Genomic DNA, 20985 nt, shown 5'->3' with positions numbered 1-20985 from the left:
TTATGCATAATGTCAATGCATAATGCACAGTCCGCTGAGTTCGCGGTCGACATCCTGGGAGTAGCGCCAGATCAGGCGCGGTCAGCGATAAGAAGGTCGAGATTCCGCGCGATCATGGTTTGCAGCGGCTCGGCGCCGTCAGTGTCTCGCCAGGTTTCCAGCGCTATCCGGAAGGCGGTGACCGCCGCGGCGCCGATCAGCCGTGCGCGATTGCCGTCGCGCTCGGCGAACTTGGCGGCGATGAAATCGCGGAGCAGATACTCGAAGTCCACCAGAGCCTTGAGATAGGCCGAAGTGAGTGATTCGACACTGTCTATGAGTCTCAGCCTGGCCAGATTGCTCTCACGGTCGTCGTCGTTGTCGTAGCGCGCGGCCACCCTGTCGCCCAGTACCCGGAGGGCGTCCCGGACCGATTCCTCGGCCGGGCGGGCGGCCAGATACTCACCGGCCTCGGCGAGATCGCGCCGAAACGGGGACAGCACCACATCTTCCTTCGACGCGAAGTACCGGAAGAACGTGCGGCGGTGCACGAGCACGGCTTTGCAGATGTCCTCGACCCTGACCTCGTCGAAGCCTTGTTCCAGGAACAGCCTCAGTCCTGTGGCCTCGATGGCTGACCGAGTCACTTCCTTCTTGAGCTCTCGCAACGTCATGGGTTCACTCCCCAACTCGATGGCGCACGGGCCCCGCCGCCCGGCCGGTACCCGTGCAGCCTGCCATATCCGCGCCCATTCTTGACAAGTGACACTCAGGCGCTTTTTACTATTATAGGCAAATGCTTAACTAAGACATCACTTGTAACGGGACGCCGAAGGGAACGCGCACATGGACGCAACCAAGGCCGCAGGGCTGGTCGAGCTGGAGGACGTGCGGCTCTACCACGAACGACGCGGCACAGGACCCTCGATCGTGCTGGTGCACGGAGGGACGGTCGATGGAGGCTTTTATGAGGAGATCGCCGAGCTGCTGTCGGACGAATTCACCGTGGTCAGCTACGACCGCAGGGGTAACTCACGCAGCCCCGCACCCGAGCAGCAGACCACCAGCATCACGCAACAGGCACACGACCTCGCAGGACTGATCGAGACACTCGAACTGGCGCCCACAGTGGTCTGGTCCTCCAGTGTCGGCGCGGTGATCGCCCTGGATCTGCTGTGCCGCCGGCCGGAGCTGCTGCGGGGGCTGATCGTGCACGAACCGCCACTGTTCCCTGTGCTGGACAACGCGGACGAGGTGCTGCGGCAACTGGCCGAGGGCACTCAGGAGGCGATCCGGCAAGGGGGTCCCGCCGCGGCGCTCGAACAGTGGGGCCGCCAGGAGCTGGGTGCGACCTTCGACCGGCTCTCCCCGCAGCGGCGTCAGCGGATGTTCGACAACGCGGACGCATTCTTCTCCATCGAACTTCCCGGATTCGCCACATCGATGCCCGGCGCCGCGACGTTGGCCGAGAAGTTGAAAACCACGCAGGTCCCGGTGTGCGCCGCAGCCGCCGTCGAATCCGCAGGCGAACTACTGCACCAGACCTCGCAGTGGGTGGCCGACCAGACCGGCACCGCACTGCGTGAACTTCCCGGAGGTCACCTGCCGCACGTCGACGAGCCGGTGGCCACCGCCGAACTCATCCGTTCCTTCGCCCATCAGACCAGCGGTAACCGGCACTGATCCGATCTCCGGAATCCCGGCAACACAAGAAATAGAAAGAAGAACAACCATGTCCGAACACCACGCGACCACGACAATGCCCTCGAGTGAGCCCCTCGGCTTCACCCTGCCGCCGGAACACACCTTCCGGGGGATCGGCGCGGCCACCACGGCACCGCGCGGCTACGCCGATCGAGCGCAGGTAAGCGGAGTCAACATCGTCCTGACGGACACCTTCCAGCAGGTCGAGGTCGACCCCGCCGACGAGTCCGGGGTGTCCCTGGTGCGCTACGGCATGACCGAACAGTTCTCCGGAGGCGTCACCGGCACCGGCACCGCCTCGCACGTCAGCGTCGTCCGCAAAGACGGAACCTCCACTTTCACCGGAATCGAGCGGATTGTCGGCGCAGTGGGCGGGCGTCAGGGGTCGTTCGTCATCACCGACGCCGGCTATCACGACCGCCACAACATGGCACACGGCCGTTGGACGGTGGTGGCAGGCTCTGGCACCGGGGAACTCACCGGGCTGCGCGGCGAAGGCGAATTCACCGTCGCGATCGACGGCCCCGGCGGTCCGCTGTCCATCTACACCCTGACCTACTGGTTCGAAGAGAAAGACGAGCAGGGCGCCGCATAGGCGTCATGTCCGGCTCTCCGGCTTCCGGCGACCTTCTCCCAGGCCGACGGGAAGCCGGGGGGCACCGCAGAGCTCCGTCGGGCCTCGTCGATGGCGGCGCCAGATCAATGCGCCTGAGCAGTCCACCGTTTTGAAGGTTTCGCATCACTGTCCTGACAGTATCGCTGGAAAGTTCCAACCGAAGTTTCAGCGATACCGTTAAGTGTCGTGAACGTGGCAGACGAGAATCTGATGATCGAGCTCAGCATGGCCGAACTGCGCGAAGTCACGGCCTATGCCGTGGCCTGCGCGGAGCCTGTTTTGGCGATCTTCGAGCGCGACTGTCCGGATGATCCACGCGTACAGGCGGTGCTCGACGAGGCGCGCAGATTCGCCGCTGGGGGCAAGCGGACGAAAGCGCTCCGCGTGACCGCACTGGACGCGCACCGGGCCGCACGAGCAGCTCGAGCGATGGAATGTGAAGCCGCGGCCGACGCGGCGCGCGCCGCCGGTTACGCGGGAGCCGCCGCGTACCTTCACCCGCTGGCGAAGGCGACCCAGGGCGGGCATATCCTCATGCCGGCCGCCAGCGCGGCTCGTGCATTCGAGCTCGATGCCGGCGACGACCGTAACGTCGGCGCCGACTACATCGAGAAGGCAACAGCCCTGGCCAGTCCCATCGTGGTGAGCGTCCTGACGCGTTATCCGAACGCCCCGAGTGGTCGCGGCCGTGTGGGAGACCTCTGGCGGGAACTGGACGCATCGTTGCGACGACTGGCGATCGACCGCTAACCGATCGTCGACCACGACGGCGGAGATAGTCGGGCTGTCGCGCCTGCGCTGGGCGCCCCGTTGACGGTGTTGTCCGATCCAGAACGCACGATGGGATCAACACGGCGTTCCACTCAGCGACGTACGAACCGATGCAGGGCAAATCCCTGCCCTGCATCCCATCCGATGACCCAACTCACAGCATGCAGGACACGCAGCCCTCGACTTCGGTTCCCTCCAAGGCCATTTGGCGCAGGCGGATGTAGTAGAGCGTCTTGATGCCCTTGCGCCAGGCGTAGATCTGGGCGCGGTTGAGGTCGCGGGTGGTGGCGGAGTCCTTGAAGAACAACGTCAGCGACAGGCCCTGGTCCACGTGCTGAGTGGCCGCGGCGTAGGTGTCGATGATCTTCTCGTAGCCGATCTCGTAGGCGTCCTCGTAGTAGTCGAGGTTGTCGTTGGTCATGTAGGGCGCCGGGTAGTAGACGCGCCCGATCTTGCCTTCCTTGCGGATCTCGATCTTCGACGCCACCGGGTGGATGGAGCTGGTGGAGTGGTTGATGTACGAGATCGAGCCGGTCGGCGGCACCGCCTGCAGGTTCTGGTTGTAGATGCCGTGCTCCATGACCGAGGCCTTCAGCTCGCGCCAGTCGTCCTGGGTCGGAATGTGCACGCCCGCGTCGGCGAACAGCTGCCGGACGCGATCGGTCTTCGGCTCCCACACCTGATCGGTGTACTTGTCGAAGTACTCGCCGCTGGCGTACTTGGATTCCGGGAAACCGCCGAAGTAGCTGCGACGCTCGATCGCGATCTTGTTCGACGCCCGGATCGCATGGTAGACGACGGTGTAGAAGTAGATATTGGTGAAGTCGACGCCCTCTTCGGACCCGTAGTGGACCCGCTCGCGCGCCAGGTAGCCGTGCAAGTTCATCTGCCCGAGGCCGATCGCGTGGGACTCGTTGTTGCCCTGCTCGATGGACGGCACCGAGTAGATGTGCGTCTGGTCCGACACCGCGGTCAGCGCCCGGATCGCCACCTCGATGGTCTGGGCGAAGTCGGGTGAGTCCATCGTCTTGGCGATGTTCAACGAGCCGAGGTTGCAGGAGATGTCCTTGCCCACCTTCGCGTAGGACAGGTCGTCGTTGAATTCCGACGGCGTGGACACCTGCAGGATCTCCGAGCACAGGTTGGAGTGGGTGATCTTGCCCGCGATCGGGTTGGCCCGGTTCACCGTGTCCTCGAACATGATGTACGGGTAGCCGGACTCGAACTGCAACTCGGCGATGGTCTGGAAGAACTCACGCGCCTTGATCTTCGACTTGCGGATGCGCTTGTCGTCGACCATCTCGTGGTACTTCTCGGTGACGTCGATGTCGGCGAACGGCTTGCCGTAGATGCGTTCCACGTCGTACGGCGAGAAGAGGTACATGTCCTCGTTCTTCTTGGCCAGCTCGAACGTGATGTCCGGGATGACCACGCCCAGCGAGAGAGTCTTGATGCGGATCTTCTCGTCCGCGTTCTCCCGCTTGGTGTCCAGGAACCGGTAGATATCCGGGTGGTGCGCATGCAGGTAGACCGCGCCCGCGCCCTGACGCGCGCCGAGCTGGTTGGCGTAGGAGAACGAGTCCTCCAGCAGCTTCATGATCGGGATGACGCCCGAGCTCTGGTTCTCGATCTTCTTGATCGGCGCGCCGTGCTCGCGAATGTTGCTCAGCAGCAAGGCGACACCGCCGCCGCGCTTGGACAGTTGCAGCGCGGAGTTGATCGAGCGCCCGATCGACTCCATGTTGTCCTCGATGCGCAGCAGGAAGCACGACACCGGCTCGCCGCGCTGCTTCTTGCCCGAGTTGAGGAAGGTCGGCGTGGCCGGTTGGAAACGGCCGTCGATGACCTCGTCCACCAGCTTGCTCGCCAGCACCTCGTCACCGGCCGCGAGGGTGAGCGCGACCATGCAGACCCGGTCCTCGAACCGCTCCAGGTAACGCTTGCCGTCGAAGGTCTTCAGCGTGTACGAGGTGTAGTACTTGAACGCGCCGAGGAAGGTGGGGAACCGGAACTTCTTGGCGTAGGCCTGCTTGAACAGCTTCTTGATGAAGGCGCGGCTGTACTGGTCGAGAACCTCTGCCTCGTAGTAGTTCTCCTCGATCAGGTAGTCCAGCTTCTCGTCCAGGTTGTGGAAGAAGACGGTGTTCTGGTTGACGTGCTGGAGGAAGTACTGGTGGGCGGCCTCACGGTCCTTGTCGAACTGGATCTCGCCGTCCGGGCCGTACAGGTTCAGCATCGCGTTGAGGGCGTGGTAGTCCAGAACCTCGCCTGCTTCCGCGCCGCGGACCGGTGCTTGCTCTAAGCGAGCTGCTTTTCCGGTCGGTGCTGTCGTTGCTGTTGCCAAAACAATCCCAATCCCTCTCGGACGCGCTCGACGTCCTCAGCGGTTCCCATGAGTTCGAAGCGATACAGGTACGGCACCCCGCATTTGCGCGAGATCAGCTCGCCCGCATAGCAATAGGTCTCGCCGAAGTTCGTGTTGCCCGCCGCGATGACGCCGCGCAGCAGCGACCGGTTGTGCGGATCGTTGAGGAACTTGGCGACCTGCCGCGGCACGAAATCCTTCTCGGAACGGTTGCCCCCGAGTACGTGCCGACCGCCCCCATAAGTGGGGACGATCAGCACGTACGGCTCGTCTACGCGCAATGAGTCGGCGGTGTGCAGTGGGATGCGAGTTGCCGGGAGACCCAGCTTCTCGACGAAACGATGTGTGTTCTCCGAGGCGCTGGAGAAGTAGACCAGCGCCGTCGTCTCCGACATGGTCGACTTCCTCCTCTCCGGAGTGCCGGGCACTCGGCCCTCGGATGGACCGGACGCGGTGGACGCGCTCAGGCCGCCACGGTCGCGAGCGACTTGATGCGGTCGGGCCGGAAGCCCGACCAGTGATCGTCTCCGGCCACCACGACCGGCGCCTGCAAGTACCCGAGGGCCATGACGTAGTCACGCGCCTCGTCGTTCTCCGAGATATCGATGACCTCGTAGTCCAGACCGGCCTTGTCGAGGGCCTTGTAGGTGGCGTTGCACTGGACGCAAGCGGGCTTGGTGTACACGGTGACGGTCAATTGATGTCCCTCTCTCCTTGTGCCTGATCCACAGCCTGTGATCCGTATGCAGTGCACGATCCGACATACTGCGCAAACTCCTGGATCCGGACCCGAAGCCCCTGCTCAGCCACTCGTGTGGAGCGAGGTCTCATGCCGTCTTCCAGTACCGAAGACACTACACCTAGTGGCCGACAGATTCATCCAACACGACATGTAGCGAGTCACATCGGTGAAATTCCACAGCGAGAAGTACCTGGATGCTCGATTCGCCCGCGCGACAAAGAGTGACGCAGATCACTCTCTAGGGCTATAGCTAATTTCTGGCAAATATAGGACAAGCGACGAGGGCCGTCGCTACCGCGGTAACGACGGCCCTCGCTGGAGACCGGGGTGGAGCTTACACGGAGGCCAGCTGGCCACGTGTGGCCTCGACCAGTTCGCGCACGGTGCCCGCCAACTGGGTCAGCGCCTCGGCGTCCTCGCGCGGATGCGAGGCGGCGAACCGCTCGCCGATTACACCGAAGTGCAGGTGCGCGGACTCCACGACCTTCGCGCCCGCAACGCCGAGCGCCTTGACCGCGTCGCCGTGCGCCCACTGCGCCGCGTTCGGGCTGACCGACGCGCTCACCACGGCGGTGGGCTTGCCCGTGAGGACCCCGGCGCCGTACGGGCGGGAGGCCCAGTCGATGGCGTTCTTCAGGACCGCCGACAGCGTCCCGTTGTATTCCGGCGTGGCCAGCAGCAGGCCGTCCGCCTCCGCGACCGCGTCGCGCAGCGCCTGCGCGGCGGCGGGCACGGCATCGGGAAGGTCGATGTCCTCGTTGTAGAACGGGATGTCGGCAAGGCCTGCATAGATAGTGACCTCGACACCCTCCGGCGCGGTCTGCGCGGCAGCCTCGGCGAGCTGCCTATTGACCGACGCGGCACGGAGGCTACCGACGAGTGCGAGGATGCGGGTCTGACTCATGACGACTCCTGGTGTACTGAATGGTGGTGTCCGTACGTTCACCACACACTAACCGGACCATGGTCCGATTACTTCCCGTGGAGTCTGCGTGAGCGCTGTGAACTACCCCACATCGGACGCACCGACGCCGGACCGGAGTCGGTTGATCGACGTCGGCATGCCCCTACCCGGCACGGTGCAGCCCGCCGAGCCCGCCGAGCGCGCCGACGCGGCGCGCAACCGGCAGCTCCTGCTGGACGCGGCCCACCAGTTGATGCGCGAGCAGGGTATCGACAGCCTCACGATGGACGCGCTGGCCAAGCGCGCCGGTGTCGGCAAAGGCACGGTGTTCCGCCGGTTCGGCAGCCGGTCGGGGCTGATGCTCGCGCTGCTGGACCACTCCGATCGAAAATTCCAGGAGGCGTTCATCTTCGGGCCGCCGCCGCTCGGCCCCGGCGCTGCGCCGGTGGAACGGCTGGTCGCGTTCGGGCGGGCCCGGCTGCTGGACATCGACCTGGCCGGTGAGCTACACCGCGCCGCCGAGCTGGGCGAGGCAAGGGACCGCTATTCCGGCGCGCCCTACGGACTGCTGCGCGCGCACGTCACGATGCTGCTGCGGCAGGCCGACGTACCCGGGGAAATCCCGCTCGTCGCCGACGCGCTGCTGGGGATGCTGGGTGCGGCGCTCGTCATGCACCAGATGCACGTCCAGGGTTACCGCCGCGAGCAGATCGGCGACAACTGGGAGAGCCTCGTTCGGCGCGTTGTCGCCCGCTGAATCGCCAGTAGACTCGGGCGCCATGCGGAACCTGCGCGAACAGATCATCAGCGAATTGGGCGTCCAGCCCACGATCGAACCGAAAACCGAAGTGCGGCGCCGGATCGATTTCCTCAAGGATTATCTGAACGCCACTCCCGCACGAGGTTTCGTCCTCGGTATCAGTGGCGGGCAGGACAGCGCCCTCACCGGACGGCTCTGCCAGCTCGCGGCCGAAGAGCTGCGCGCCGAGGGAGCGGACGCGACGTTTCTCGCCGTCCGGCTGCCCTACGGGGTACAGGCCGACGAGGCCGACGCGAGGATCGCGCTGCGCTTCATCCAGCCGGACCGCCAGGTCGTCGTGAACGTCCGTCCCAGCGCGAACGCCGCGGCGGCCGAGGCCGCCTCCGCGCTCCAGGTGGACAAGCTGCGCGACTTCGTGCGCGGCAACATCAAGGCGCGGGAACGCATGGTGATCCAGTACGCCCTGGCCGGGCAGGAGAACCTGCTGGTGGTCGGCACCGACCACGCGGCGGAAGCGGTCAGCGGCTTCTTCACCAAGTACGGCGACGGCGGCGTCGACCTGACCCCGCTCACCGGCCTCACCAAGCGCCAAGGCGCCGCGCTGCTGCAAGAACTCGGCGCGCCCCCCAGCATCTGGTCCAAGGTCCCCACCGCCGACCTGGAGGACGACCGTCCCGCGCTGCCCGACGAAGAGGCGCTCGGCCTGCGCTACAGCGAAATCGATGACTATTTGGAAGGCAACGAGGTCAGCGCGGAAGTCGCCGCCAAGGTCGAATCCACCTACCTGAACACCCGGCACAAGCGGACCGTCCCGGTGACTCCGCTCGATACCTGGTGGCGCTGAGCGCTCAGCGCGCCGACTCGACCTCCGCGAGGCGGCGCGCCAGGAACCGCCGCACCTGGTCATTGCCCGCCAGTTCCAGCGCCGCGCGATAGCTCTCCGCGGCCTCCCGCCACCGTCCGCCGCGTCGCAGCAAGTCGGCGCGGGTCGCGGGTGCCAGGTGCGATCCGGCCAGCCGCGGGTCGCCGGCAACCTCGTCCAGGGCGGCAAGCCCCGCGTCGAACCCGCGGGCAAACCCCACGGCCACGGCGCGGTTCACCGACACCGCGGGCGACGGGGCGAGCCGGAGTAGTTCGTCGTACTCCGCGACGATCGAATGCCAATCGGTCCGCGCCCAGCTCGGCGCCGTCGCGTGCGCGGCGGCGATGCGCGCCTGCACCAGGTACGGGCCGCCACCATCGGCCTCGGCCGACCTCAGGCAATCCAGCCCGGCCCGGATCGCCGCCCGGTCCCACCGCGACCGATCCTGCTCCTCCAACGGCACCAATTCCTCGTCACCGCGCCGCCGTTGATTCCGGCGGCTGTCCTGCAACAGCATCAGCGCCAGCAGCGCACGCGCCTCGGGTTCGCGCGGCAGCAACCCGCACAGCAGCCTGCCGAGCCGAATCGCTTCATCGCACAGCTCGTCTCGCACCGCGGAAGGGCCCGACGTCGCGAAGTATCCCTCGGTGAACACCAGATACACGCACGCCAGTACGCCAGGGACCCGATCGGGCAGCAGGTGCGGGGGCGGCACCCGCAGCGGGATGCCCGCCTGACGGATCTTCGCCTTCGCGCGCGTCAGCCGTTGCGCCACGGTATGTTCCGGTTGCAGAAAGGCACGCGCTATCTCGGCCGTGCGCAGGCCGCACACCAGGCGCAGCGTCAGGGCCACCTGCGAGGGCCGCGACAACGCCGGGTGGCAGCAGGTGAAGATCATCCGCAGTTGGTCGTCCGGCACCGGCGACACCTCGGCCTCCTCGTTCGGCGCCCGCGTCAGCACCGCGTCATGTTCCTTGACCGGCCTAGCCGACTCGCGTCGCAGCCGGTCCAGCGCTCTATTGCGCGCGGTCGTGGTTATCCAGGCGCCCGGGTTGGACGGCAGTCCGCGCTCGGGCCAGGTACGCAGTGCGTCGGCGAAGGCCTCTTGCACGGCGTCCTCGGCCAGGCCGATATCGCCAACCATCCTGGCCACCGTCGCGAGGGCCCGGCCGAACTCGGCGCGGTAGACGGCGTCGATCGTCTCGGCCGGACCCGTGCGCACGTCAGTCGCCCAGATCCACGACCTGACGCACCTCGGTGCGCCCACGCTCGCCCAGCGGGATGGCCGACGCGATCTCGGCCGCGTGCGCTCGGCCCTCCGCGGCGAACAGGTACAGCCCGTCCACCACCTCGGCGAACTCCGCATACGGCCCGTCGGTGAGCAGCGTCTTCCCGTCGCGCACCCGCACGGTGGTCGCCGAGGACGGCGGTTGCAGCGCTCCACCACCGCGGATCTGTGCCGCATACTTCTCGCCGAAGCGCTGATGTTCGGCGACGGCGGCGTCCCACTCCGGCGTATCCGGCGCGATCACCGCGTCCGGAGCTTCCCACAGCAGCGCCAGCCACCAATCCGCACGCGGGGTGTCGTGCGGCCACCACATCGCCATCGGGCGCACTTCGACCGCCCCGTCTTCGGCGGCGGGCACGTGGCGCGCCAGCCGGATCGCCTCGTCCAGATCGGCGGCTTCGAACACATAGAATCCGCCGACGACCTCGGCTTGCTCGGCGAACGGGCCGTCGGTGACCAACGTGCGCTCTCCGCGGCGCCGGATGTGCAGCGCGTCGGCGGAGGGGAACAGCGCCACGCCGCCCGCGACCGCCGCGGCCTCCCGCTCCTCGAACACCGCGTACTTCGCCACCTCGGCGTCGAACTCCGGCGTGCCGGGCCGGGTGCCCGATCCTTCTTCCCGTCCCACCAGTGTCGCCAGATAGTGCATAGCGTCATCCTTCCTCGCCTGGACGGGGCCGGATACCCCATCTATTCGGACGACGAACGGGGCGGGCCGTTTTCTACATCCTCGCGTACCGAATATTCAGGCGGTCCTCAGCAGACCAGCCCGCCTCGTCCCGCCGCGGTGGCGCGGAGCACATCGCGGACGAGCTCGAAATCGACCCGTTCCGGCGCCCGGAAACGCAGGCATCCCTTGCCCATGTCGTGTCCGGCCAGACGGTCGGCGAAGGCCGCGCGCACGTCGGTGCGCAGCAGATAGAAGGAGATGTATTGCTTCTGGTCAGCGAAGGCGATCTCCCCGACCCCGTCACGCTCGTAGCAGGGCATGCCGTAGGCCATCACCTCGGTGAAGCCGGTCAGTTCGGAGCGGCACAGCTCGCGAAGCCGAGTGAGCGCGGCCCGGCGCGCTTCGGGCGCCTCGGCCAGGTAGCCATCGACATCACTCGCCTTGCTTCGCACCACGGCTCGACTGTAGCCGCGCAGCGGGGCGTAAGCGGCGAACCAGCCGAACGAAACGCGTCCTCAACCACGCCGCGCGGCGAAAGCGGCGAACCCAGCCGAACGAAACGCGTCGCCAGCCCGCGCCGAACCGAACAAAGCCCGGAAGCAGCCGCACAAAGGGCGTACCTGAACGAAGTCTGTCTATAGCCGCGCCGAGCGAGCAAGGCAAGACCGCTGCCTAAGAGACGAAGCCCGACGAAGCCCGTCAATAGCCCGCCCCGAGCGAGCGAAGGCAGAGGCCGCCGCAGAAAAGACACCGCCGGGCGAAGCCCGTCGATAGCCCGCGCCCAGGCGAGCGAAGGCGAGAACGCCGCAGAAAAGACACCGCCGGACGAAGTCCGTCCTTAGCCCGCGCCGGGCGAGCGAAGGCGAGAACGCCGCCTATCCCCCCGCGAACGGCGGGAGCACGTCGACACGTGTGCTGAGCGCGGCCATGGGGTCGCGGGTGAGCTCGTCGCCGATCAAGTAGGCGCAGACGGACAGCATTTTGTCCAGGTCGGGGCCGTACGCGGCCGCCAGGGTGGCGCGTAGGTCGGCCACTGTGGCACCGGCCGGGAAGTCGAGGGTTTCGCGTTCCTTGCCGACGGCATCGGCGATCGCGGCGAAGTAGCGGATCTCAACCACCGATGGCTCCCATCGTCCGCTCCGGTGGGACGAAGCCGTCGGCGTCGATGCCATGTCCCGCCCACTTGTTCCACATCGCGCCGCGCCAGAGCGTCGCGAGTTTCTCGTCGTCCGCGCCGGAACGCAGCGCCTGGCGCAGGTCGAACTCCTGATCGCTGAACAGGCAGGATCGCAGCATGCCGTCCGCGGTAAGCCGGGTGCGGTCGCAGGTGTCACAGAACTTGCGGGTCACCGTCGCGATGATCCCGACGGTTCCCGGGCCGCCGTCGACCAGCCATTTCTCCGCCGGAGCCGACGGATCGGCACGTCCGGCCTCGGTGAGCTCGAATCGGGCGCCGAGCACGTCCAGCAACTCGGCCGCGGTGACCATGTTGGTCCGGGCCCACTCGTGGTCGGCGTCCAGCGGCATCTCTTCGATGAACCGCAGCTCGCAGCCCTCGTCCAGGCACCAGCGCAGCAGATCCGATGCGCCGGAGAGGGTTTCGCGCATCAGCACGGCGTTGACCTTGATCGGTTCCAGTCCGGCGTGCCGGGCGGCGCGGATGCCGGCGAATACCGATTCGAGCCGATCGCGCCGGGTGAGCCGGGCGAAACCGGCCCGGTCCACGGTGTCCAGCGACACGTTCACCCGGTGCAGACCGGCCGCCGCGAGCCCGCGGGCACGGTGCTCGAGCCCGACGCCATTGGTCGTGATGGCCAGCGGGATGTGCGGGACCTCCGCGTGGCACCCGGCGATGATCTGCTCCAGTTCGCGACGCATCAGCGGCTCACCCCCGGTGAAGCGGACCTCGCGCACGCCGAGATCGCGCACCGCCAGCCGGACCAGCCGCACGATCTCGTCGACGGTGAGCAGCTCGTGCCGGGGAATCTCCGGCAGCCCCTCCTCCGGCATGCAGTAGGTACAGCGCAGCGAGCACTTCTCGGTGATGGAGACGCGCAGATCTCGGGCGACGCGTCCGAAACGATCCAGCAAATACGGAGTATCGGGACGGCCGTCGAGCGAGGGAGGCCCGGAACGCACGGCGGGGATCCCGATCTCGACTAGAGTCACACGTCCATTATGACCGTCTGTCCCGAATCGTCACCGGGCGGAAGGTACACAGACGGCTCACCGCGGCCGGGCGCGGACGGTGAGCCCGGCCTCGCGATGATCACGGTGCGGCCGCAGACCGGCGGACGGCGGCGGAGACGGAAAGTCCGGATAGAGGGCAAGGCGGCTGCCTCGCCTTCGCTCGGCCCGGCGCGGCTGAGGACGGACTTCGCCCGGCTGCACCCTTCCCTGCGGCTACCTCTACCTTCACTCGGCCCGGCCCGGGCTGCGGACAGACTTCGCCCGGCTGCACCCTTCCCTGCGGCTACCTCTACCTTCACCCGGCCCAGCCCAGGCTGCGGACAGACTTCGCCCTGCTGCGCACATTAGGCTGACCGCATGAACCCCCGGCCCGCGAGCGTTTCGGCCAGGCCCGTCGACGACTACCGCGACAGCATCGAACAGCTGTTGCGGCCGCTGGCCGCGCGCGCGGTCGAGTCCGTCGCGGTGTCGCGGGCGCTGGGCAGGCAGCTGGCCGAGGACGTCCGCTCGCCGATCGACCTGCCGGTATTCCGCAATTCCGCGATGGACGGGTACGCGGTGCGGGCGGAATCGGTGCTGGTCGCGCCGGTCACCCTGCCGCTGGCCGGTGTGGTCGCCGCCGGCGCTCCCGGCCGGGCGCCGCTGCCGCGCGGCGCGGCCGTGAAGGTGATGACCGGCGCACCGCTTCCGCCCGGCGCGGACTGCGTGGTTCCGGTGGAGGACACCCACGCCGACGCCGGCTCGGTGACCATCGAACGCGGCCGCAGCGCAGGCGAATTCGTGCGGGAACCAGGCACCGACGTCCGCACCGGGGACCTGCTCGTCCGCGCGGGAACCACCCTGGCGCCCCGGCACATCGCGGCTCTGGCGGCGGTCGGCCTGCCTGCGGTGACGGTGTTCGGCGCCGTGCGCGGCGCGGTCATCACCACGGGAGACGAATTGGTCGCCGCGGGAAGCGCGCTACGGCCCGGACAGATCTACAACTCCAACGGCGTCGCCCTGGCCGCCGCGCTCGCGGCGAACGGCGTCGAGGTCGTCTCGGTCGCGCACAGCACCGATGATCCGGCGCGATTCCGCGCGCTGCTGTCCGCCGCGACCAAGGCCGCCGATGTGGTGTTCACCTCCGGCGGCGTGTCCAAGGGCGACTTCGAGGTGGTCAAGGACGTGCTCGAGCCGCTCGGCGGGCAGTTCGGCTCGGTCGCGATGCAGCCTGGCGGTCCACAAGGGCTCACCGTCGTCGACGGGGTGCCGGTGCTCAGTTTCCCGGGCAACCCGGTCAGCACGATGGTGTCGTTCGAGGTCTTCGCCCGACCGATCTTGCGCCACCTCGCCGGCCTGCCCGACGTGGACGCTTACGAGCTTCCCCTGCTCACCGCCGTGCCGCGCTCCCCGGAGGGGAAGCGGCAATTCCTACGCGGCAAACTGGTCCGCGCCCAGTCCGGGGAACCACTTGCGCCGCATCGGCACCCGAAGGCCGTCGAGGTGGTGTCGGGGCCGGGTTCGCATCTGGTGGCGGGCATGGCGCGGGCCGACGTGCTGATCGATGTGCCCGCGGAGGTCACCACGCTGCCCGCGGGCGCGCTTGTGCGAGTGTGGTCACTATGAGCGAGCGAACAATGGACACAGCCGAGTGCTCGCTCGTGCCGGAGCCGAGCGCTAGCGAGGCGGAGGCATGAGCGAGCTGTCCCACGTCGACGACGAAGGTCGCGCCCGCATGGTCGATGTGAGCGCGAAGGACGACACCACCCGGATCGCCGTCGCGGCGGGCGAGTTGCGCACCACAGCCGAGGTGGTCGCGCTGGTCCGGGCCGACAACCTGCCGAAGGCGGACGTGCTGTCCACGGCGCGCATCGCGGGCATCGCGGGGGCCAAGAAGACCTCGGAGCTGATCCCGCTGTGTCATCAGCTGGCGCTCTCGTCGGTGCGGGTCGAGTTCGGATTCACCGACACCGGCATCACGATCGAGGCCACCGCGAAGACCAAAGGCCCTACCGGTGTCGAGATGGAGGCGCTCACCGCTGTCGCGGTCGCCGGTCTCACGCTGCACGACATGGTGAAGGCGGTCGATCCCGCAGCCACGCTGACCGAGGTGCGGCTGCTCACCAAAGAGGGCGGCAAGCACGGACATTGGGTGCGTCCGGCCGCCGCGGAACCGATCGAGACCACCGACGAGACGGCCGACGACGACGCGGTTGCCGCGGAGGAGATCTCGGAGTACGCCGAAGCGGAACCAGACGAGGCCGAGCGCTCGGCCGTGGTGCTGGTCTCCTCCACAGGCGTCGCCGCGGGCACCCGCGTCGACACCACCGGTCCAGTCCTCGTGGAATGGCTTGCCGACCTCGGCTTCTCGGTGCGCGGTCCGCTGGTCTACGCCGACGCGGATATCGAATTCGGCCTGGCCGACGCGCTGCGCTTCGAACCCGCGCTCGTGATCAGCACCGGCGGAACCGGCGCCTCTCCTACCGACGGGACACCCGAAGTCACCCTCGCACTGCTCGACCGGGAACTGCCCGGCGTGGCCGAGGCGATCCGGCAGCGCGGCACCGCGAAATTCCCGCTTGCCGCGCTGAGCCGCGGGGTCGCCGGGCTCGCGGGCCGCTCGGTGATCGTGAACCTGCCCGGATCGCCGGGCGGCGTCAAAGACGGCATGGCGGTGCTGGAACCGCTGCTGGATCATCTGCTCGCACAAGTAGCCGGAGGTGGTAGTCATGACAACGGCTGAGGCCATGGTCCGGCTCGCCCGGATCAGCGACCAGCCGCTCGACCCCGATGAGGTCGAGGCGGCTGTGACCGGATCGCACTACGGCGCGGCCGTGGTGTTCACCGGAAAGGTCCGCGATCACGATGGCGGACAAGCCGTTTCGGCCCTGGAATACTCCGCGCACCCGCAAGCGGAGCGATTCCTGCACACTGTCTGCGCGGAACTCGCCGCCTCGCACGGCTTACCGGTCGCCGCGACACATCGTGTGGGATCGCTCGCCATCGGCGATCGCGCGATCGTCGTCGCGGTGGCGGCGGCGCATCGCGGCGAGGCGTTCGCCGCGTGCGCGGAACTGGTCGATCGGATCAAGCACGAAGTCCCGATCTGGAAACGGCAATTGTTCGCCGACGGCCTGTCCGAATGGGTGAACGCCTGCGGGTGAATCCATCGCTGATGGCGTGGGACCGGCGACAGTCGCGGCAACGTCGAAGTCATCGCGGCTAGCGGTGCCCTTGGCCGACGGCGCCTCGCTGACGCCCGCGGTGGCGCTCTCGGTTCGTCAGCAGCGCCGGCGCGGTGCGCTCAGTGCGGTGTGTAGCGCCAGACGCCGAGCATGCTCTGCGGGTCGAGCGGGGCGGCGGCATCGTGCACGGTGTCCCGCAGCCGGTCCAGGACTTTGTCGGTCTGCAGTCCAGCCCCGATGAACACCAGCCGCGCGCCCCGGGATTCGCCCCGCGACCAGCTGCCCGACTCGAAGACGATGTGGCGGCCGACCATGTGCACGACGAACTTCCTGCGTTCATTCGCGACGCCGAACGCGGCGAAGCCCTTGGCCCGGAACAGCCCCGGTGGCGGGTCCTCCAGAAAGTCGATCAGTTTGCGCGGGTCCAGCTCTCGCCCGCTCGTGAACGAGACGCTGGTGTAGTCGTCGTGCAGATGGCGGTGTTCGGCGTGGTCTTCCTCGTGGTCGTGCTCGGCGAGTAGTTCGTCGAAACTCAATTGCTCGGCCAGGCGAGGTGTTTCCCGCAGCGGTTCGTCGAAAAGCAGCCCGGGATCGATACGGCCGTGCGTCGTCACGTACACCGGCGCCGGGGCGACGAGCGCCGCGATGTCCGCACGCAGCAGGGCCAGTTGCTCCGGCGTCACCCGGTCGGCCTTGTTCACCACGACCAGATCGGCCAGCCGCAGGTGCGTGATCAGCTCGGGATGGCGTGCGCTGCTCTCCGGGAACTGCTCGGCGTCGACCACTTCCACCAAGCCGCCGTAGCGGATGCGTGGATTGTCGCTACCGACCACCATCCTGATCAGATTGCGCGGCTCGGCCAGGCCGCTGGCCTCCACCACGATGACGTCGATTTCGGCGCGCGGCTGCGCCAGCCGGGTGAACAGCGCGTCCAGCTCGGTGACGTCGACCGCGCAGCACACGCAGCCGTTGCCCAGCGAGACCATGGCGTCGACCTGCCCGGCGACCAGCATGGAGTCGATATTGATCGCGCCGAAGTCGTTGACCACCACCCCGATCCGGGTCCCACGATTGTCCCGCAGTATGTGGTTGAGCAGCGTGGTCTTCCCGGAACCGAGAAACCCCGCGACGAGCACAACAGGAATCCGGTCAGCCATTCCGCTCACCCTACTGTGCGGCACCACGGTGCGAGAAAAGCCGGACGCCATCCTCAGCGGGCGAGGATGGCGTCCAGTGGGTTCGGTGTGCGGACTATTTCGCGGGGCCCAGCAGCATGCCCGCAAGGGTATAGGCCAGGTTGATCAACTCCGTGCTGACGGCGCTGTCGTCCAAGCCGAGCGATTTCGCCAGCGGTCCCAGCAACTCCATGATCGACCCTGGATCTCCGGTGATCCCTGGTGATTGCTGAGCGTTCGGTGTGCTCGGCGATTGTGTTCCGGATGTGCCCGGCGACGTCGGTGTCGCCGATGTACCCGGAGCGTTCGGCGTCGCCGAGGTGCCCGGTGTGGACTGCGCCTGAGGTGCGCCCGGAACCGACTGGCTCTGCGGCACACCCGGGACCGACTGATTCTGTGGCATGCCCGGGACCGACTGATTCTGCGGCATGCCCGGGACCGACTGACTCTGCGGCGCACCCGGAACCGACTGACTCTGCGGCATGCCCGGGACCGACTGACTCTGCGGCGCACCCGGGACCGACTGACTCTGCGGCGCACCCGGAACCGACTGCCCCTGCGGCACACCCGGAATCGCCGGAGTCTGCGGCATGCCCGGGACCGACTGACTCTGCGGCGCACCCGGAACCGACTGCCCCTGCGGCACACCCGGAATCGCCGGGGTCTGTGGCACACCCGGAATCGTCTGGGCCTGCGGCGTACCCGGGTTCGCCTGCCCCTGCGGAGTGCTCTGCTCCCCCGCCGGAAGGTCGGTCGGCGCACCCGGTTGCGGAATGGACCGGACCGCGGACTGGTCCGACGGCGCACCCGCCTGCGATGCGAGCAGGTAGCCGACGAGCCCGGTCGTGAGGGCGATCGCGTGCTTCAGCTGGCCTTGCGGCGTCTCCAGCAGCGCCGCGTCCTCGGGATTGGCTCCGTTGCCCATCTCCAGGAAAACGAGCGGCACCGCGGTCAGCGCGGGCCCGGCGATATCCTTGCGGGTCTGCAGCCCGTCCACCACGCCGCCGTAGTTCGCCGAGACGAAGCCCGCCTGCCGATACGCGTCCCGCACCGCCTTCGACGCCGCGAGTCCTGCTCCGGACTGGACCTCATTGACGATCGGGTTCGGGACGGGCAGTTCCGGGACGATCAGGTGGAACCCGCGATACTCCCCGGGCGCGCTGTCGGCATGGATACTCACCGCCACGGTGGCGCCGGACTGAGTCGCCGCGTTCGCCCGGTCATCGATGCAGCCACCCCAGCCCGTGTCGTCCGGGCGGCTCAGCACAACGCGCGCGCCCATGCCCTCCAGCGCGGTTCTGACCAACTGGGTGACGTTCCAGTTGATGGTGTGTTCCGGAATGCCGTTCATCGTGGCCATCCCGGTGGTCTGACAGTCCTTCGTGCCGCCGCGACCGTCGCTGACCGGTCTGGCAAGGTTTTCGGAGTGGCTCGACCCCTGGTGTCCCGGGTCGAGGAATACGGTTCTGCCTGCGAGCTTGTTCGCCAGATCCGGCGATGTCGGTACAGCCTGCGCGGTGACCGGGAGCGTTCCGGACACCGTCATCGTTACCGCGGCCGTGACGGCGGTACAGATACCGGCCTTGATGATGCTTGGCTTCATAGTGCGGTCGGCGCCCCGGGACGGGGCACCCCTCCCTTCCCACTTGTAACACCAAACCCACGGTTCACTCTGGCAACACCTGTCTCAGCAAGCAAGGCGCGTTATCGAAGTGTTACAGCGCGCGCCGCGCCGCGCCGTCAGGCGCACTGGGGCAGTTTGCGCAGAGATCGCAGAGCGTAGTGCACCCGAGTCTTCACGGTGCCGACCGGCACGCCGAATTCATCCGCAACCTCCTGGTAGGCGCGGTCGCGCAGGATGACTTCGGTGACGGCCGCCCGCTGCGAGGCGGGCAGCAGCGCCAATAGCTGGGCCACCAGCATGCCGTCGACCAGACCGTCGGAGAAGTCCGGGTGCGCGTGGCGGGAGTCGACCAGTTCACCGAGTTCGTCCCAGCCGGAATCGCCCGGTCGCGCGGCACGGGCGCGGCTCATGTCGACGACGACGTTGCGGTGGATCGCCAGCAGCCAGGTTCGGAGGGCGCCCCTGTCTTCGTCGAACCGCGCGCACGAGCGCCAGGCGCGCAGCAACGTCTCCTGCACGGCGTGTTCGGCCAGACCGCGGTCGCCGAGGGCTTGCACGGCTCGCCAGTGCAACAACGCCCGGTCGGCGGTGAGCACCGCGGCGAGCCCGTCGTCGGTGCACAATCGCGCACATCGCATACCGCATGGCGCCGACCGGCCGAGGCCGCGGGCACGCCGAGCACACTTCATGTAGGGGATATCGCGGCGCCTCGATCCGATGACAACATCGCGCGCGATTCGGTGCGGTGTTGTTCGACAGCACAGGAATCCGCGAATTCCGGCACACCATCGGGTCTGTTCTGGTAAGTCTGGCCGCGGAGATGCGGGGATCTCCCAGGTCGGCCGCGACGGCGGAAGAACGACAGCCGCGACGCGGCGGTAGCACAGTCGAGGAGAACACCGTTATGCGTGCAAGCGCGCTTCTATTCGCGGGGGCCGTGACCTCCGCATTAACCCTGGTCGCCGCGGGAACGGCGGCGGCCGAACCCGCGAACACCATGCCGCAGGACGGCGTCTACCTGGTCGGCGTCGACATTCTTCCCGGCGTCTGGGAGGCGCCTGGCACGCCCGATCCGGCCTTCGGTTGCGACTGGCGCAGGCTGTGGAAAGTCGAAGGCGACAACACGAACATGCAGAACATCCTCGCCAACAACTTCACCCGGCTCAGCCCGGTCCGAGTGGAGATCAAGCCGACCGACGTCGCATTCAAGACGGAGAACTGCGGTCCGTGGCGGCTGCTGCCGCCGCGGCCCCATACCGGATCGTTCGGCGGCTGAACCGGTTGTCGGCTATCGGGCGGCGCCTTCCTTCACCAAGGTGAACTGCATGACGTCGATGTGCCCGCTACGGAAGTTCGCCGCGCAGCCGGTGAGGTACTTCAGATACCGCTCGTAGACCTCCTCGGAAGCGATCGCGATCGCCTCGGCACGACGCTCGCGCAGCGCCTGTGCCCAGAAGTCGAGGGTGCGCGCGTAGTGCGGTCGCAGTTCCTGGATCTTCTCCGTGCCGAATCCGGCGCGTCCGGCGACCCGGGTCACCTCGGCGGGCTGCGGCAGCTGGCCGCCCGGGAAGATCTCCCGCTTGATGAAGATGTGAAACAGCGCATGTTCTCTGGTCACAGGGATATTCATGCGACGGAGGTCGTCCAGTGTGTAGCCGACGATGGTGTGCAGAAGCATCCGCCCGCCCGGCGGGAGCATCCGATGACACCGTTCGAAGAACGTCGCATAGCGCTCGCGCCGGAAATGCTCGAACGCGCCGATGCTGACGATCCGGTCGGCATCGCCGTCGTATTCCTCCCAGCCCTGTAGCCGGACCTCGGCGTGCGCGAGGCGCTGCCGGTCGATCATGGACTGGACGTAGTCGTACTGGTTGCGGCTGAGGGTGAACCCGACGACCTTGGCGCCGTACTCGGTGGCGGCGCGCACCATCGTCGCGCCCCAGCCGCAGCCGATGTCGAGCAGCGTCATTCCCGGTCGCAGGTCGAGCTTTCCCAGCGCGAGGTCGATCTTGGCGTACTGCGCTTGTTCCAGCGTCATGTCCTGGTGCTCGAAATAGGCACAGCTGTAAGTCATCGAGGGATCGAGGAAAAGCGCGTAGAACGCATCGGAGACGTCGTAGTGCGTTTGCACTTGCCGATAGAACGGCTGGAGGTCGGTCATCGCGTTCTCC

Annotated in this window: 23 protein-coding genes; 9 read left to right on the top strand and 14 right to left on the bottom strand. The window is 67.4% G+C overall.

All coding sequences use genetic code 11. The features are described 5' to 3' along the window. Window positions 1-71: 71 nt before the first annotated feature. Complete coding sequence (locus OHA40_RS24230) at window positions 72-653, bottom strand: TetR family transcriptional regulator (protein ID WP_330229180.1); 582 nt, start codon at window positions 651-653, stop codon at window positions 72-74. A 172-nt stretch (window positions 654-825) separates the two neighbouring features. Here OHA40_RS24230 and OHA40_RS24225 point away from each other — a divergent pair, with 172 nt between their 5' ends. The 3 genes from OHA40_RS24225 (at window position 826) to OHA40_RS24215 (ending at window position 3049) form a co-directional block, all read left to right on the top strand. Further along, window positions 826-1662, top strand: coding sequence for an alpha/beta fold hydrolase (locus OHA40_RS24225; protein WP_330229179.1), 837 nt, complete (start codon window positions 826-828; stop codon window positions 1660-1662). A gap of 49 nt (window positions 1663-1711) precedes the next feature. Further along, the gene (locus OHA40_RS24220) at window positions 1712-2278 is read left to right on the top strand and encodes a DUF3224 domain-containing protein (RefSeq protein WP_330229178.1); all 567 of its coding nucleotides are present in this window, start codon (window positions 1712-1714) and stop codon (window positions 2276-2278) included. A gap of 231 nt (window positions 2279-2509) precedes the next feature. Further along, the gene (locus tag OHA40_RS24215; RefSeq protein WP_330229177.1) at window positions 2510-3049 is read left to right on the top strand and encodes a putative immunity protein; all 540 of its coding nucleotides are present in this window, start codon (window positions 2510-2512) and stop codon (window positions 3047-3049) included. Window positions 3050-3224: 175 nt separating this feature from the next. Here the strand turns inward: OHA40_RS24215 and nrdE are convergent, their stop codons facing one another. The 4 genes from nrdE to OHA40_RS24195 form a co-directional block, all read right to left on the bottom strand. Further along, a complete protein-coding gene (nrdE, locus tag OHA40_RS24210) occupies window positions 3225-5306 on the bottom strand; it encodes a class 1b ribonucleoside-diphosphate reductase subunit alpha (protein ID WP_330229176.1) in 2082 nt (693 codons plus the stop codon). Between the two features lie 62 nt (window positions 5307-5368). Next, window positions 5369-5830, bottom strand: coding sequence for a class Ib ribonucleoside-diphosphate reductase assembly flavoprotein NrdI (nrdI, locus tag OHA40_RS24205; protein WP_067461885.1), 462 nt, complete (start codon window positions 5828-5830; stop codon window positions 5369-5371). 68 nt (window positions 5831-5898) lie between these two features. Next, window positions 5899-6132 (bottom strand): redoxin NrdH, encoded by a 234-nt coding sequence (locus tag OHA40_RS24200; RefSeq protein ID WP_330229175.1) that lies wholly within the window; start codon window positions 6130-6132, stop codon window positions 5899-5901. A gap of 379 nt (window positions 6133-6511) precedes the next feature. Then, window positions 6512-7081, bottom strand: a complete 570-nt coding sequence (locus tag OHA40_RS24195) for an NAD(P)H-dependent oxidoreductase (protein ID WP_330229174.1) — start codon at window positions 7079-7081, stop codon at window positions 6512-6514. Between the two features lie 157 nt (window positions 7082-7238). Between OHA40_RS24195 and OHA40_RS24190 the strand changes: the two genes are divergently transcribed. Continuing rightward, the gene (locus OHA40_RS24190) at window positions 7239-7838 is read left to right on the top strand and encodes a TetR/AcrR family transcriptional regulator (protein WP_330234345.1); all 600 of its coding nucleotides are present in this window, start codon (window positions 7239-7241) and stop codon (window positions 7836-7838) included. Window positions 7839-7860: 22 nt separating this feature from the next. Continuing rightward, complete coding sequence (gene nadE, locus OHA40_RS24185) at window positions 7861-8685, top strand: ammonia-dependent NAD(+) synthetase (RefSeq protein ID WP_330229173.1); 825 nt, start codon at window positions 7861-7863, stop codon at window positions 8683-8685. Window positions 8686-8689: 4 nt separating this feature from the next. Here the strand turns inward: nadE and OHA40_RS24180 are convergent, their stop codons facing one another. The 5 genes from OHA40_RS24180 to moaA all read right to left on the bottom strand — a co-directional run bounded on the left by OHA40_RS24180 (window position 8690) and on the right by moaA (window position 12830). Next, window positions 8690-9925 carry an RNA polymerase sigma factor gene (locus tag OHA40_RS24180; RefSeq protein ID WP_330229172.1) on the bottom strand — a complete coding sequence of 412 codons (1236 nt, stop codon included), beginning with the start codon at window positions 9923-9925 and terminating at the stop codon, window positions 8690-8692. A gap of 1 nt (window position 9926) precedes the next feature. After that, complete coding sequence (locus tag OHA40_RS24175; RefSeq protein WP_330229171.1) at window positions 9927-10640, bottom strand: YciI family protein; 714 nt, start codon at window positions 10638-10640, stop codon at window positions 9927-9929. Between the two features lie 107 nt (window positions 10641-10747). After that, window positions 10748-11116, bottom strand: a complete 369-nt coding sequence (locus tag OHA40_RS24170; protein ID WP_330229170.1) for an iron chaperone — start codon at window positions 11114-11116, stop codon at window positions 10748-10750. Between the two features lie 420 nt (window positions 11117-11536). Next, window positions 11537-11779 (bottom strand): MoaD/ThiS family protein, encoded by a 243-nt coding sequence (locus OHA40_RS24165; protein WP_330229169.1) that lies wholly within the window; start codon window positions 11777-11779, stop codon window positions 11537-11539. After that, window positions 11772-12830: a GTP 3',8-cyclase MoaA gene (gene moaA, locus OHA40_RS24160; RefSeq protein ID WP_330229168.1), complete on the bottom strand. Its 1059-nt coding sequence runs from the start codon at window positions 12828-12830 to the stop codon at window positions 11772-11774. Before moaA ends, OHA40_RS24165 begins: the two co-directional genes overlap by 8 nt. A 378-nt stretch (window positions 12831-13208) precedes the next feature. On the opposite strand from moaA, the gene OHA40_RS24155 reads away from it, so the two are divergent. From OHA40_RS24155 to OHA40_RS24145, 3 genes are all read left to right on the top strand, one after another. Next, complete coding sequence (locus OHA40_RS24155) at window positions 13209-14456, top strand: molybdopterin molybdotransferase MoeA (RefSeq protein WP_330229167.1); 1248 nt, start codon at window positions 13209-13211, stop codon at window positions 14454-14456. Between the two features lie 67 nt (window positions 14457-14523). Further along, window positions 14524-15573 carry a bifunctional molybdenum cofactor biosynthesis protein MoaC/MoaB gene (gene moaCB / locus OHA40_RS24150; protein ID WP_330229166.1) on the top strand — a complete coding sequence of 350 codons (1050 nt, stop codon included), beginning with the start codon at window positions 14524-14526 and terminating at the stop codon, window positions 15571-15573. Next, window positions 15560-15994 carry a molybdenum cofactor biosynthesis protein MoaE gene (locus tag OHA40_RS24145; RefSeq protein ID WP_330229165.1) on the top strand — a complete coding sequence of 145 codons (435 nt, stop codon included), beginning with the start codon at window positions 15560-15562 and terminating at the stop codon, window positions 15992-15994. The genes moaCB and OHA40_RS24145 overlap by 14 nt, the downstream gene beginning before the upstream one ends. Before the next feature lie 140 nt (window positions 15995-16134). Here OHA40_RS24145 and OHA40_RS24140 read toward each other — a convergent pair whose 3' ends face one another. The 3 genes from OHA40_RS24140 to OHA40_RS24130 form a co-directional block, all read right to left on the bottom strand. Next, window positions 16135-17172 carry a CobW family GTP-binding protein gene (locus OHA40_RS24140; protein ID WP_330229164.1) on the bottom strand — a complete coding sequence of 346 codons (1038 nt, stop codon included), beginning with the start codon at window positions 17170-17172 and terminating at the stop codon, window positions 16135-16137. A gap of 94 nt (window positions 17173-17266) precedes the next feature. After that, a complete protein-coding gene (locus OHA40_RS34770; RefSeq protein WP_442943803.1) occupies window positions 17267-18793 on the bottom strand; it encodes an N-acetylmuramoyl-L-alanine amidase in 1527 nt (508 codons plus the stop codon). A gap of 137 nt (window positions 18794-18930) precedes the next feature. Next, complete coding sequence (locus tag OHA40_RS24130; RefSeq protein ID WP_330229163.1) at window positions 18931-19437, bottom strand: sigma-70 family RNA polymerase sigma factor; 507 nt, start codon at window positions 19435-19437, stop codon at window positions 18931-18933. A 281-nt stretch (window positions 19438-19718) separates the two neighbouring features. On the opposite strand from OHA40_RS24130, the gene OHA40_RS24125 reads away from it, so the two are divergent. Continuing rightward, entirely contained in the window at window positions 19719-20090 is a 372-nt protein-coding gene (locus OHA40_RS24125; protein ID WP_330229162.1) for a hypothetical protein, read from the top strand. Between the two features lie 12 nt (window positions 20091-20102). Here the strand turns inward: OHA40_RS24125 and OHA40_RS24120 are convergent, their stop codons facing one another. After that, the gene (locus OHA40_RS24120; RefSeq protein WP_330229161.1) at window positions 20103-20975 is read right to left on the bottom strand and encodes a cyclopropane mycolic acid synthase family methyltransferase; all 873 of its coding nucleotides are present in this window, start codon (window positions 20973-20975) and stop codon (window positions 20103-20105) included. Window positions 20976-20985: the final 10 nt, after the last annotated feature.

It is taken from the genome of Nocardia sp. NBC_00508, from assembly GCF_036346875.1.
Lineage (GTDB): Bacteria > Actinomycetota > Actinomycetes > Mycobacteriales > Mycobacteriaceae > Nocardia.
This window is presented reverse-complemented; position numbering and strand designations above follow the sequence as displayed.

What these genes read in the sequence shown, in the direction of transcription:
- OHA40_RS24230 (WP_330229180.1), bottom strand. Translation starts at nt 653, where the DNA reads ATGACGTTGCGAGAGCTCAAGAAGGAAGTGACTCGGTCAGCCATCGAG.
- OHA40_RS24225 (WP_330229179.1), top strand. Translation starts at nt 826, where the DNA reads ATGGACGCAACCAAGGCCGCAGGGCTGGTCGAGCTGGAGGACGTGCGG.
- OHA40_RS24220 (WP_330229178.1), top strand. Translation starts at nt 1,712, where the DNA reads ATGTCCGAACACCACGCGACCACGACAATGCCCTCGAGTGAGCCCCTC.
- OHA40_RS24215 (WP_330229177.1), top strand. Translation starts at nt 2,510, where the DNA reads ATGATCGAGCTCAGCATGGCCGAACTGCGCGAAGTCACGGCCTATGCC.
- nrdE (WP_330229176.1), bottom strand. Translation starts at nt 5,306, where the DNA reads ATGCTGAACCTGTACGGCCCGGACGGCGAGATCCAGTTCGACAAGGAC.
- nrdI (WP_067461885.1), bottom strand. Translation starts at nt 5,830, where the DNA reads ATGTCGGAGACGACGGCGCTGGTCTACTTCTCCAGCGCCTCGGAGAAC.
- OHA40_RS24195 (WP_330229174.1), bottom strand. Translation starts at nt 7,081, where the DNA reads ATGAGTCAGACCCGCATCCTCGCACTCGTCGGTAGCCTCCGTGCCGCG.
- OHA40_RS24190 (WP_330234345.1), top strand. Translation starts at nt 7,239, where the DNA reads ATGCCCCTACCCGGCACGGTGCAGCCCGCCGAGCCCGCCGAGCGCGCC.
- nadE (WP_330229173.1), top strand. Translation starts at nt 7,861, where the DNA reads ATGCGGAACCTGCGCGAACAGATCATCAGCGAATTGGGCGTCCAGCCC.
- OHA40_RS24175 (WP_330229171.1), bottom strand. Translation starts at nt 10,640, where the DNA reads ATGCACTATCTGGCGACACTGGTGGGACGGGAAGAAGGATCGGGCACC.
- OHA40_RS24155 (WP_330229167.1), top strand. Translation starts at nt 13,209, where the DNA reads ATGAACCCCCGGCCCGCGAGCGTTTCGGCCAGGCCCGTCGACGACTAC.
- moaCB (WP_330229166.1), top strand. Translation starts at nt 14,524, where the DNA reads ATGAGCGAGCTGTCCCACGTCGACGACGAAGGTCGCGCCCGCATGGTC.
- OHA40_RS24145 (WP_330229165.1), top strand. Translation starts at nt 15,560, where the DNA reads ATGACAACGGCTGAGGCCATGGTCCGGCTCGCCCGGATCAGCGACCAG.
- OHA40_RS24140 (WP_330229164.1), bottom strand. Translation starts at nt 17,172, where the DNA reads ATGGCTGACCGGATTCCTGTTGTGCTCGTCGCGGGGTTTCTCGGTTCC.
- OHA40_RS34770 (WP_442943803.1), bottom strand. Translation starts at nt 18,793, where the DNA reads ATGAAGCCAAGCATCATCAAGGCCGGTATCTGTACCGCCGTCACGGCC.
- OHA40_RS24125 (WP_330229162.1), top strand. Translation starts at nt 19,719, where the DNA reads ATGCGTGCAAGCGCGCTTCTATTCGCGGGGGCCGTGACCTCCGCATTA.
- OHA40_RS24120 (WP_330229161.1), bottom strand. Translation starts at nt 20,975, where the DNA reads ATGACCGACCTCCAGCCGTTCTATCGGCAAGTGCAAACGCACTACGAC.